This is a genomic window from Rhodococcus phenolicus (assembly GCF_001646785.1).
GTDB classification, from domain to species: Bacteria; Actinomycetota; Actinomycetes; order Mycobacteriales; family Mycobacteriaceae; genus Rhodococcus; species Rhodococcus phenolicus.
On record NZ_LRRH01000078.1, the window covers coordinates 1 to 10,347 of the forward strand.

The following is a 10,347-nucleotide window of genomic DNA, read 5'->3' on the forward strand; positions in this document are numbered from 1 at the left end:
GGGGGGGGGTGGTGGTCGGTGTCGTCGATGTCGCACCAGTGTCGGGCCGCGGCGAGATAGCGGTAGGTCCATTCTTCGGCGAGTTTCCTGTTCTCGCAGAACACGATCGGCACGGTCGGATAGCGGATCTGCAGTTCGGCCAGTGCGTCGGCGACGACTGCCGGGCGGACCCGCTCGAGTTTGAACACCGCCGAATAACGGTCTTCGATCACCACTGCCGCGCGGGGGAGTGCGGCGAGTTCGGCGAGCGCGAACCGCAGTTTTCCGTTGGTCAGGCTGGATACCAGGTCGGGGAGCGATTTGCGTTCGACCGAGGCGAGGAGTCGGTCTCCGGCGCGCAGTGCGTAGTCGCCGCAGGGTAGGGCTGCGGAGACGGTGTGGACCTGTTGGCCGGTGAATCGGTAGGGGTAGCGTTCGTGCGTGTCGATGACGATGGTCAGATCGGTCAGGCCGGCGGCGCGGGCGGTGGGGGTGCGTACGTTCGGGCGGGCCTGTTTGCGGGTGCGGGGTGACTGCCAGAACACTGCGTCGCGGCCGCGGGCGGTGGTGAACACGATCTGGGATCGGTTTTCTCGTCCTCGGTCGAGGATCAGGTCGATTGCTGCGCCGCGTCGTGTGCATGAGCGTATCGGGGCTCGTTCGACGATTTCGGGGTGTTCGGGCCAGTGTTCGCTGGGGACGGGATAGCAGAACAGAGCTTTGGTGCGTGGCCATACGTCCGAGGTGCGGAACACCAGTCCTTGGTCGATCGGGATCCGCAGGAGGTATTGCAGGCGGGATTGCGGGTCGGGATTGCGTGCGATGAGCATCTCGGCCGCTGCTGGTCCTGCGTGCGGTGTGTCGTTCACACCGGCAGTGTCCCGGACGCGGTGTTCGGATGTCATTGTTTACCGGCATCTGCGTGTGGCCTTGATAGCCGGAGACGTCGGTGTTCGGGATGGCTTCTACCTTCTGCCTGTTCTGCGCAGGGAAGTAGCCGACTCGACTATCTGCGCGCTGGGGATCGAGCAGCATACCAGAGTGGTCGGGACCGCCAGGCGCGCATCGTTGGTGCGCGTCGCGTGCTGGCGTAGCACGGGGCCGGGTTCTGGAGCGGCCTTGGCTCGGAAGCGTTCGAGAGCCTCGGTGCGCAGGCCCTCGAGGCCGCCCTTTCCCCGAGCGCGTCGGAGGGTGGCAGGGGAAGTTCGTTCAGATTCTCGGGGGGCATCCGGGGCAAAGACGCTGCCGGACATGTTGACTCGTCGCACGGTGGTGATCTCTGGCGCGGGCCGGTGGGAATGATCCTCGTCGTCGAACTGAGCCTGGACGGAGTCCGCAGCACGCTCGTCGAGAGAGCCCGCAGACGACTCAGTTCCCCGAGGACGGACCTGACGGGCGCAGTACGGAACTGCTCGATCGTCTCGGTCTCGTCGAGGAGATCCGTGCGGTCGGTCCGCTCATGTGCTTGCCCCGGTGGCCGCAGCCGCGAGCACGGCTTCGAGCCGCGGCTGGATCGATTCGGCCATCATGGTGATCTCCTGTGTGTGGACGCCGTTGTTGCGCGCGGCGTCGCGCCAGTTGGACAGTGCTCCAGCGACGCGGCGCATCTTCGCGCGGGCTTGTGCGGCGTTCAGGCTGCAGTCCTCCGCGAGAGCCAGTAGGGCTTCGGCTTCTTCGGGATGTGTGTCGGCCCCCATGATCGAGGTCGACCTTGCCCGCCACGGGTCCGGGGTCGGGTTCACGTCGAACGCGGGGCTGATGGTCCACGAGCCGCGGTCTGCGAGGAAGCCGTGGTTGCGCAGGTGGTCGTCGGTGTTGCCCAGTGCCACGCTGGCGACGGCGCGGTCGAAGAGTTCGTGGTGGTCCGCCCTGGGGGAGCGGGAGAGGTCCCGGATCGCCTCGGCGATGTCGGCGTAGTCGCGGTGTTCGCCGTCGGATGCGCCGAGGGCCGTCATCGCGCTGATGTATCCGATGCGGTGCCCCTCGTCCGTGCGATCGAACCTGCGCAGGATCAGGACGCTGCGTTCTCCTACGTGGGTGAGCGTCCTGCGGGGGGTGCGGATCCCGGCGCTGTCCATCAGATCGAGTGCCGTGGCCTCCCACGCCATCACGTCCCACTGGTCGCTGCCGTGCGGGAACTTCGCGATCGCCAGTGCTCCGTCCTCGAGTCGAACCGATGCCTTCGGGCGTGCGCCGCCGAGGCCTGTCGTGCCCGTGTCGAGGAGCTGCTTGATCGCCTGTGCAGGATCCTCATCGGAGACGATCTTGTCGGCCGCGTGCAGCAACTCGGGCAGCGATACCAGTTGAGGGACGCTCGAGGGTTTTTCGAGGAATGCTCCTTCCCCGGGGAGCTTGAAACGCAGTGCGCCCTGGCGGGTATCGTCGCTGACCCCGAGCAGGAAGTCGAGGTCGTCCAGGCGGCGCGGAGCTTTGCTCTCCTCGCGGGCGCGGGCTCGCTCGCCCTTTACGATCAGGTTCCGCCCCCACCGGTCCGGAGCGCTGTCGGCGAAGGCTCGCACGAGGCTGCTCTGGTGTTGCGAGCCCGCCACGAGCGGAAGTGCCGGGTCGATGCTCATGCCATCGCCCGAGAGGTATCGAGGGTCGTAGAGGAACGTCGTGGAGATTTGGCCACGGTTTCGGGTGAAGTGCGCCTGGCCGACCGGTCGGACGCCGCCCTTGTCATCGATGAAGACCTCGACGGTGGTCATCGGGCGCGTTTCTTCGTAAGGTTGCCTGCCCGCAGTCGCCCGATGTCGCTGTTGAGGGGGTCGATCGCGTCGACCGCATGGTCGAGCACGCCGAGCGCCCGGAGCACTTGGACGACGCTGCGAAAGCTCACGCCCGGATCCCCGGTCTCGATCTTGCGCAGGGTATCGCGGGTGATGTCGGCACGCTCGGCGACCTGCTGGGCGGTGAGGCCCAGCACCATACGCCAGCCGCGCACGTGCTCGCCGAAGGCGACGACCTGTCGGTCGATCTTGTACCCGGCCACCACGCCTCCTTTCATCTATGACGGGAATCGTCGGCACACATCGTTGTTGTGACACTAATTGTAGTCATAGTGGGGAGGTCAAGGTGTCGTCATCGCTGCTCGACCGGCCAGGCCGCATGCACAGGGCTCTGCTCACCGCCTTCGGGATGCACCACCATGTGGGCCGGCAGAGTGCGCCGTTCCCGAGCAGGACGTACGGCACCCAGGTCAGGCCGGCGTGGATGAACGTGTCCCGAACGTGGGTTTCTACACGCTCATGTACGGCAAAGAGAGGCGGGCTACTTGTCGGCCGCTCAAACCCGCGCGAACGAGATGCTGCGCGGCTCGATCAGATCTTCGATGCCGGGGTGCTCGACCATTGCGCTCGGTGGTGACCGTGCGGCGTCTGCCGGGCACGACATCGGTGATGCCGGTGATCGTCATCAGGCGGGCTACACGATCACGATCGATGTCATGACCAATGCGTTTCATCGTGTATCAGACTTTGCAGACACCGTAGACCTGCCGACCGGCCACATACACCGCGTGCACGGCGTCGGGGCGTAGGCGTCGGGCCAGCTCGGCGGCGGAGACGCGTCCGCGAGCCTTGGCCTTGTAGGAGGTGGACGGGGCGATGCTGATGCCGTGTTCGGTGAGCACGGCACAGGTCGGATCGACCCCCGAAACGGGAACGGCGCGCGTCCATGTAGTCGGCAATCACTGTAGACGGCCGCCGACTTCCACCGCCGCAAAGAACGCGCCTGTAACTTCGAAAGATCATCGGCCCTGCGTAATTCGGCGTTCTCTTAACGCAGTTGACGTACCGCATCGAGGCCACCATCGCGGTCCGACGTCGAGACGGTCGGGGAATCTTGTCGCTCCGCGGCTTCGATCCAGTTCCGCAGTGTCGCCGGCGCGATGTCGAGCACCTCACCGACACGGCGCCGGACGGCAACCTTCGAGCCTTCGTGCTATTCGGGCAGGTTATGACCGCGCGGGTGTTCGTCGGTCCCGTGGCTGTCATGGCGTTCTCCCCACTCGAGCTTTTTGTGGACGAGGGTGAGGTGCACTCGCCGGTACTTGTTGCGACGGCATGCCGGTCGGGCAGAGTCGCGACGTGGTGGTGTGGCACCGGTGGTGGCGTCTTTACGCGGACCTGAGGCGGCTCAGGTGTCCGAGGTGGAGGGACGGACGTGGTGTCGGCTGAGGATTGAGATGCGGTTGAAAGCGTTCATCGCGATGGCCACCCACACGATCGCCGAAAGTTGGTCGTCGGTGAGGTGGCTGCGGGCGTTGGCATAGTCTCGATCCTGCTGTTCGGGGGCCGGCAGGGTGGTCACCGTTTCGGCGAGGGTCAGGGCGGCACGCTCGCGGTCGGTGAACAGGTCGGTCTCCCGCCACGCGGGGAGGACGGCGAGGCGCTGCGGTGTTTCCCCACCGGCGAGGGCGTCGCGGGTGTGCACGTCGAGGCAGTAGGCGCAGCCGTTGATCTGGGAGACGCGGATGTTGACCAGTTCGACGAGTGTGCGATCGAGTCCCGCCTGGGCGACGGCGTCGCGGACGGCGACTGCGACGGCGACCTGTGCGCGGTAGACGGGGCGGTTCTGCTTGTCGATCGAGATGCGGGTGGGTGTGGCTGGGGTCATTGTGGGGTCTCCGGCCAGTCGACGAGGTGGTCGTAGTTGTGGTGTGTGCGTAGGTATTTCGCTACGTAGGGGCACACCGGGACGATGCGTTCTCCGGTGGCGGCGACGTCGTCGAGTGCGAATTCCACGAGTCGGGCGGCAAGGCCGAGGCCGCCGTAGCCGGGATCGACCTCGGTGTGGACGAACACTCGCCGGGTGTCGCCGCCGGTCCGGGTGCGGGTGCGGTACTGGGTGAAGCCGATGACGGTGTCGCCGTCGCGCAGTTCGTAGCGGTGCCGGTCCGGCGCATGGGCGACGGTGATGTTCGCAAGGCGCGGGTCGGGAGTGTCGGTGCTCATCGCGTGTCCTTCCTGAGGAGAACTGTGCAGTTCACTCTAACAGAACTAATTGACTACGCAACTATATTACGTAGCCCTCTCGCCGCGGGCGAAGCGCATCGAGAGTCCCATGTCTCCAGGAATGGACATCGAATCTGGAAGCGAGGCAATGTAGTTCAGGCTTAAGCTGCACGCAATCGAACGACCAACACGCGCATGCGCACGAACATTTCGGGCGGTGCGGAGCGAGATGTGCACACGGGACCATCTGCGTGCCGGCGATCTTGGTGTGTCCGTAGCTCGCACCTCGACCTCGACGGGGTCGAGATGGTCGTCCCCGCCGACGGCGTGATGCTGTCCGCGTCCAATCTCACAGCGTTGGACGAGGCCGGGCTGAAGTTCATCCTCTGCTCCCGCGCCACGAAAGCGCCCGGGGATCTCGCCTCCCCACTTCCATTGGACCGGCGATGTTTTCACCGCCGGGCAGACCATCGACACCATCACACCCCGGCGCGGTCGCTCCGTGGTCGACAACCGGCGGCGACGAGCCGAGCCCGTCTGGAACGAGAGGGACCATCCGAATGCGTGGCGGGCGACCTGGCAGTACTCCCGCAGCCGCGCCGCCCGGGACGAGAAAACATTCAAAGTGCAGGAAGCTCGCGCCCGGGCGGTGGTCGCCTCCGCGACGATGCTCGCGGGAAGTTGTACGGCCCAGTACACGACGACCACCGGCAGCACGTTCGGCAGGACCTCCCGGAACAGGAACCATCGGCGTTTCGCGCCGAGGGTCACCGCTGCGTCGACGAACGGGCGCGACCGCAGAGTCACCGTCAGTCCCCGGCTCAGCCGCGCGAAGTAGGTCCAGGTGAACGCGGCGATGATCACGATCACCACCACGAGGGGCTAACCACGGGTTGGCCGTCTGGTCCACGGTTGAGCGCGAGCAGGCTCAGCCCGAGCGAGGAGGGTTGCACCCGGGACATTCGGGTGCAGACTGCCTCTGTTGGTTGCCGGTTCCAGTTCGACGGTTGCGTCAGCCGGTCGGGTCCCGGTGCATGACCATGCCGGCGTGGTAGAGGACGTCGTTGCGGAACTCCCCGTCGGCGGAGAAGCCGGTGTCGTCGCGGTAGTAGATCATGGTGCCATCGATCCGGTAGTCGCCGGTGTAGGCGGCCTCCCGGCTGCCGCGGGCCTCGACGTACCGTCCCTCCGGGAGGAGACGCTGGCGGATGTTCCCGTCGGCGGTTACCCACAGCCCGACGAATGGGTGCTGATTTTGTTTCATGTCCTTCGCTTCCTTCATGGTCTTCACAGTGCTGCCGCCACCCGTCGGGTGATGGTGTCGCGGGAGCGGATCACGTCCTCGCGGAGGGCGTCGATGTCTTCGCCGATCAGCGAACCTGCCCACTTGCGCGGGTTGCCGGCGACGAGGACGGTGTCGATGTTGCGTGTGTCGGAGCCGAGCACGAGGGTGCCGACGACGTCGTTGAGAGGCATGTTGTTGACGTCGTCGGCACGGACGATGAGCAGGTCGGCGTCCTTGCCGGGGGTCAGCGAACCGGTGACGTGCCCGAGCGCGTTGGCGTGCGCGCCTTGCAGGGTGGCGAAGTCGAGGACGTCGTGCGTGGTGATCCGGTTGCGGGTCTCCTCCGTTCCGTATGCAGCGTTGGTGGCACGCATGCGTTGGATGGCGTGCAGGGTCCGCATCTGGGTGAACATGTCGCTGGCGAGCGCGACCTCCACGTCGATGCTCAGGCCCGGTCGGATCCCGGCGGCGAGGGCCTCGTCGACGGCGGGTACGGCTGTGTCGAGACCGATCTGCGCGTCGGAGGTCGGGGCGAGTGCGACCGTGACACCCGCGTCTGCCATTGCCGTCCATGCTTCGGGGGTCAGTCCCGTCGAGTGGATCAGGGTGAGGTTCGGATCGAGGATCCCCATCCGGGCCCAGCGCAGGATCGCCTCCGAGGAGGGCATTCCGAAGACGGCGTCGATGCTGGTCCACACGCCGAGATCGCGAGCGAGAGCAGCGAGTTCGGGGCCGTAGGCGATGGTGGGTCCGGCGATCTCGTCGGTGGACAGGGCCGCCAGTCGTACGGTGACGAGACCTCCTGCGGCGCCGTGGAAGTCGTTCACCAGCCGGCTCATGTCGGCGGGCCACTGGTGGTCCCACTGGCCGAAGTGCGGGCCCATCGAGGCATGCACGCCGCGGATGCCGGTGTCGATGAGCGCATTGAGCGCAGCATCGGAGTGCGCGGAGCTGCGCGAGTTGTGCGAGAAGTCGAGCATGGTGGTGATACCCGAATCCAGCGCGGTCAAGGCGGCGAGTCGGGTCCCGATGTACATGTCCTCCGGCGCGTAGTTCGGGGCGATGCCGGCCAGGGTCGAGGTGACATATTCGCCGAGGTCGGCGACGTCGGGGATGCTGCGGCGCAGTTGCGCTTCCCAGGCGTGACGGTGGGTGTCGACGAAACCGGGGCTGACGATCGACCCACGGGTATCGAGGACGAGGGCCGCTGTGGCGGTGGCACCGTGTTCGGGATCGGAGCGCAGGTCGGTTCCGATCGCGGCGATTCGGGAACCTGTGAGCAGGACGTCGCCGGTGTCGAGGTCCGGGATCGTGGGATCCATGGTGACGACGGCGCCGCCGGTCAGCAGGATCGGGCGGCCGCTGTCACGGGCAGCGGTGAACTCGGTGAGGGAAATCTTCGGCATGGTGTGCTTTCGGGTGTCGGCGGTAGGTCAGGAGCGGTGGAAGGTGTAGCCGGCGTGATGCAATACGTCGTCGGCGAATTCGCCGAAGGCCCAGAATCCGAGATCGTCGCGGTAGTCGATGCGGTCGCCGGTGATCCAGTACGAGCCCTGGTAGGCGTGCGGGCGTCCACCGCGGGTTTCGTCGTAGCGTCCGTCGGCGGTCAGGTGCTGGTGCACGAAATCGTTCTCGTCGATCCAGGTGCCGAGATACCGGTCCGAGGAGGCGGTGTGGGCAACCTCGATATCTGCTGCAAGGTCGGTGACGTCGACCGGGTGTCCATCCCACACGGCGATGTCACCGTCGACGACGACCGTGAGCGCGATCTCGGGGGCGGCGAGGAATCGGCCCACCACGGATTCCGATTCTCCGGACACGGCGGGCAGGATTGCGAAACCGGCCGGATTGCCCGGCGCGATCGCGGTCGGTGACCGGAACGATTTCGGGCGCAGGCCGCGCAGCTGAGTAGTGTCTACGACCGTCGGCACGATGACATACCCGGCGCAGTCGATGACGATGGCGCCGTCGTCATCTGCTGCGGTCAGCAGGCCCGGTCCGATACCGACCACGCGTGAGCCGCCGAGAAGAACATCGCCGCGGTCGAAGTCGCCGATCAGGGAGTCGCCGGTGATGATCCGGGCGTTGGCGAACAGCAGCGGACGATGCCCGCCGGTGCGGTTGGCGGTGATGAGTTCGAGCAGTTCGGGGGTGAAGGCGGTGATCATGTGTACTCCAGAATGGGATTCGAGGACGCCGGGTCACTCCGGCGAGATCCACTATCCGGCTGGAGGGAGCACGGGAACAGGCCGCTGTGTGCCTGGGTGCGCTACGGCCTGGTTCGGACTGGCCCAGGTACGAGAGTCGGAGCCTGTCGCTCCGAGGAATCTCGTGAGAGGAGCCGCATGGCAGCGCGGCCGTGATCGGGGTCTGGGCACCACCTCGGTCGTCGCCGGTGGTGTCATCGTCTTGTCGCAGCCATCGTGCTGACCACTCCTGCTCTTGTCGCAGGCATCGTCGAGATGTCTGCGCCCGCCGAGACGGCCGGCGCGACTGCCTGGTACGGCGCGTTCATGTTCCTCGGCGACAGCGTCGGCCCGGTGATCGCTGCACCGGCCCACGGTGGCAGTGTGACCACCGCTATGTTCTTCGTGGTGGCGATCGCCCTGTTCGGTGCCGCCCTGGTGCTCACGGCCATGAAAACCCAGCCTGGGTGCGATACGGCCTGCCAGCCGCGTCGCGGTGAGGCTAGCGTCGTCTCATGAGCTCCACCGAATTGGGAACATTCCTCAAAGCGCGACGCGGTCACGTGCAGCCCACGGATGTCGGCATCACAGCGCAGTCGGGGCGGCGGGTTTCTGGCCTTCGCCGTGAAGAAGTCGCCATGCTCGCCGGTGTCAGTGTCGACTACTACACCCGACTCGAGCAGGGACGCGAGCGAAATCCCTCCCCAGCGGTCCTCAACGCCCTCGCCGGCGCACTCGACCTCGACACCGATGTGCGCGAGCACCTGTTCCGCCTCGCCGGTCTGGCCCCGACACCGCGCACTCCGGTACGGACGACCGTCGACGATTCGCTCCGGCAACTGCTCGCATCCTGGTCGCATACCCCCGCGTTCATCATCAACCGTCAGTTGGATGTTCTTGCATACAACGATCTGGCTGGAGCGCTGTACAGCGGGTTCGAACGCATCGACAACATTGCGCGGATGGTCTTCCTCGACCCCTTCGGACGCAGCTTCTTCACCGACCGGGATCGCGCAACCACCTCGTGTGTCGCGAACCTTCGGCTCGCTCTCGGCCACACGGGTTCGGCAGACGACGTCCGTGCTCTTGTTCTCCAGGCACACGCTGCAAGCGCCGAGTTCCGCGAACTGTGGAGCCGGCACGATGTCCGAGGAAAAACTCACGAGGCAAAAGAATTTCGCCATCCTGCCGTCGGCGATCTTCTCCTCGAATACAACGCCTTCGACGTCCGCAGCGCACCCGGCCATCAGCTGATCGTCTACCAAGCTCCCGTCGGCTCGCCCAGTGCCGACAAGCTCCAACTGTTGGGATCCCTCGCAGCAACCGCCAGCTCCGATCTGCCGTAGATCTGTCGTTCAGGTAGGCAGGAATTGTCCGCGCATCGCGGTCTTTGCAGGGTGACCTTTTGCCGAACAGAGCGGCAGCGTTCGAGGGTGCTCCTGCCGCTGTCCTGCACCGAACGGAAGTTCGCCCCAATCGAGGTCGGATAGTGTTGTCCACGTCGAGCCCGCCCCTGTCTCGTGACGGGACCTGTCTGCTGGCGGACGGCGGATGACACGAGATCGGTGGGATACTCACCGCGAAAGCGAAGGTTCAGTCCATGCGAAAGGTTCTGGTCACCGGCGCGTCGAGCGGCATCGGCCGCGCCACGGCCCGTGCATTCGCCGAACTCGGTGACACCGTGGCAGTGCACTATGCGACAGACCGGCGCGGCGCCGAGCATACGAGGTCAGAGCTTCCCGGTGAAGGCCACACCATCGTCAGCGGTGACATCGGAGATCCGACGCAAGCACGAAACCTGGTAGAGCGCGCGGTCAGTGCGCTCGGTTCGTTGGACGTGCTTGTCAACAACGCCGCGTTAGGCCGTGTTTCAAATGTGGCTCCGCCGAGGGATTCATTGCCTCACCTGGCGTGTCATGACAACTGAATGAGCGAGGTCTCC

12 protein-coding genes and 2 pseudogenes are annotated in these 10,347 nt (G+C 65.8%); 4 read left to right on the top strand and 10 right to left on the bottom strand.

Translation table 11 applies throughout. The annotated features are described in order from the left end of the window. From A8G15_RS20385 to A8G15_RS20410, 6 genes are all read right to left on the bottom strand, one after another. A partial coding sequence (locus tag A8G15_RS20385) for an ERCC4 domain-containing protein (RefSeq protein ID WP_068163771.1) occupies positions 1-809 on the bottom strand: 809 nt, incomplete at its 3' end. A 627-nt stretch (positions 810-1,436) separates the two neighbouring features. Further along, complete coding sequence (locus A8G15_RS20390; protein ID WP_068163749.1) at positions 1,437-2,687, bottom strand: type II toxin-antitoxin system HipA family toxin; 1,251 nt, start codon at positions 2,685-2,687, stop codon at positions 1,437-1,439. Continuing rightward, on the bottom strand, positions 2,684-2,971 hold the full coding sequence (locus A8G15_RS20395) for a helix-turn-helix domain-containing protein (RefSeq protein WP_068163774.1): 288 nt from the start codon (positions 2,969-2,971) through the stop codon (positions 2,684-2,686). Before A8G15_RS20395 ends, A8G15_RS20390 begins: the two co-directional genes overlap by 4 nt. 477 nt (positions 2,972-3,448) lie before the next feature. Beyond that, entirely contained in the window at positions 3,449-3,610 is a 162-nt protein-coding gene (locus A8G15_RS30755; RefSeq protein WP_156665497.1) for a hypothetical protein, read from the bottom strand. A 506-nt stretch (positions 3,611-4,116) separates the two neighbouring features. Beyond that, positions 4,117-4,596 carry a carboxymuconolactone decarboxylase family protein gene (locus A8G15_RS20405; protein WP_068163751.1) on the bottom strand — a complete coding sequence of 160 codons (480 nt, stop codon included), beginning with the start codon at positions 4,594-4,596 and terminating at the stop codon, positions 4,117-4,119. Continuing rightward, a complete protein-coding gene (locus A8G15_RS20410) occupies positions 4,593-4,934 on the bottom strand; it encodes a GNAT family N-acetyltransferase (RefSeq protein WP_068163754.1) in 342 nt (113 codons plus the stop codon). The genes A8G15_RS20405 and A8G15_RS20410 overlap by 4 nt, the downstream gene beginning before the upstream one ends. A gap of 288 nt (positions 4,935-5,222) precedes the next feature. Between A8G15_RS20410 and A8G15_RS31955 the strand changes: the two are divergent. Further along, positions 5,223-5,589: pseudogene (locus A8G15_RS31955) on the top strand (IS1634 family transposase); the annotation flags it as partial. A gap of 59 nt (positions 5,590-5,648) precedes the next feature. Here A8G15_RS31955 and A8G15_RS31960 read toward each other — a convergent pair. The 4 genes and pseudogenes from A8G15_RS31960 to A8G15_RS20430 all read right to left on the bottom strand — a co-directional run. After that, a pseudogene (locus A8G15_RS31960) lies at positions 5,649-5,810 on the bottom strand (ABC transporter permease subunit); the annotation flags it as partial. Between the two features lie 136 nt (positions 5,811-5,946). Further along, positions 5,947-6,198 carry an Atu4866 domain-containing protein gene (locus A8G15_RS20420; RefSeq protein ID WP_211270208.1) on the bottom strand — a complete coding sequence of 84 codons (252 nt, stop codon included), beginning with the start codon at positions 6,196-6,198 and terminating at the stop codon, positions 5,947-5,949. A gap of 23 nt (positions 6,199-6,221) precedes the next feature. Continuing rightward, positions 6,222-7,625: an amidohydrolase family protein gene (locus A8G15_RS20425; RefSeq protein ID WP_082900034.1), complete on the bottom strand. Its 1,404-nt coding sequence runs from the start codon at positions 7,623-7,625 to the stop codon at positions 6,222-6,224. A 27-nt stretch (positions 7,626-7,652) separates the two neighbouring features. Next, complete coding sequence (locus A8G15_RS20430; RefSeq protein WP_068163762.1) at positions 7,653-8,387, bottom strand: Atu4866 domain-containing protein; 735 nt, start codon at positions 8,385-8,387, stop codon at positions 7,653-7,655. A 255-nt stretch (positions 8,388-8,642) separates the two neighbouring features. Between A8G15_RS20430 and A8G15_RS20435 the strand changes: the two genes are divergently transcribed. From A8G15_RS20435 to A8G15_RS30040, 3 genes are all read left to right on the top strand, one after another. Further along, positions 8,643-8,924, top strand: a complete 282-nt coding sequence (locus A8G15_RS20435) for a hypothetical protein (protein WP_068163765.1) — start codon at positions 8,643-8,645, stop codon at positions 8,922-8,924. Then, positions 8,921-9,751 carry a helix-turn-helix domain-containing protein gene (locus A8G15_RS20440; RefSeq protein ID WP_068163768.1) on the top strand — a complete coding sequence of 277 codons (831 nt, stop codon included), beginning with the start codon at positions 8,921-8,923 and terminating at the stop codon, positions 9,749-9,751. The genes A8G15_RS20435 and A8G15_RS20440 overlap by 4 nt, the downstream gene beginning before the upstream one ends. Before the next feature lie 254 nt (positions 9,752-10,005). Further along, a complete protein-coding gene (locus A8G15_RS30040) occupies positions 10,006-10,332 on the top strand; it encodes an SDR family NAD(P)-dependent oxidoreductase (protein ID WP_245687923.1) in 327 nt (108 codons plus the stop codon). The last annotated feature ends 15 nt before the right edge of the window (positions 10,333-10,347 follow it).

What these genes read in the sequence shown, in the direction of transcription:
- A8G15_RS30040 (WP_245687923.1), top strand. Translation starts at nt 10,006, where the DNA reads ATGCGAAAGGTTCTGGTCACCGGCGCGTCGAGCGGCATCGGCCGCGCC.
- A8G15_RS20425 (WP_082900034.1), bottom strand. Translation starts at nt 7,625, where the DNA reads ATGCCGAAGATTTCCCTCACCGAGTTCACCGCTGCCCGTGACAGCGGC.
- A8G15_RS20430 (WP_068163762.1), bottom strand. Translation starts at nt 8,387, where the DNA reads ATGATCACCGCCTTCACCCCCGAACTGCTCGAACTCATCACCGCCAAC.
- A8G15_RS20420 (WP_211270208.1), bottom strand. Translation starts at nt 6,198, where the DNA reads ATGAAACAAAATCAGCACCCATTCGTCGGGCTGTGGGTAACCGCCGAC.
- A8G15_RS20390 (WP_068163749.1), bottom strand. Translation starts at nt 2,687, where the DNA reads ATGACCACCGTCGAGGTCTTCATCGATGACAAGGGCGGCGTCCGACCG.
- A8G15_RS20405 (WP_068163751.1), bottom strand. Translation starts at nt 4,596, where the DNA reads ATGACCCCAGCCACACCCACCCGCATCTCGATCGACAAGCAGAACCGC.
- A8G15_RS20440 (WP_068163768.1), top strand. Translation starts at nt 8,921, where the DNA reads ATGAGCTCCACCGAATTGGGAACATTCCTCAAAGCGCGACGCGGTCAC.
- A8G15_RS20410 (WP_068163754.1), bottom strand. Translation starts at nt 4,934, where the DNA reads ATGAGCACCGACACTCCCGACCCGCGCCTTGCGAACATCACCGTCGCC.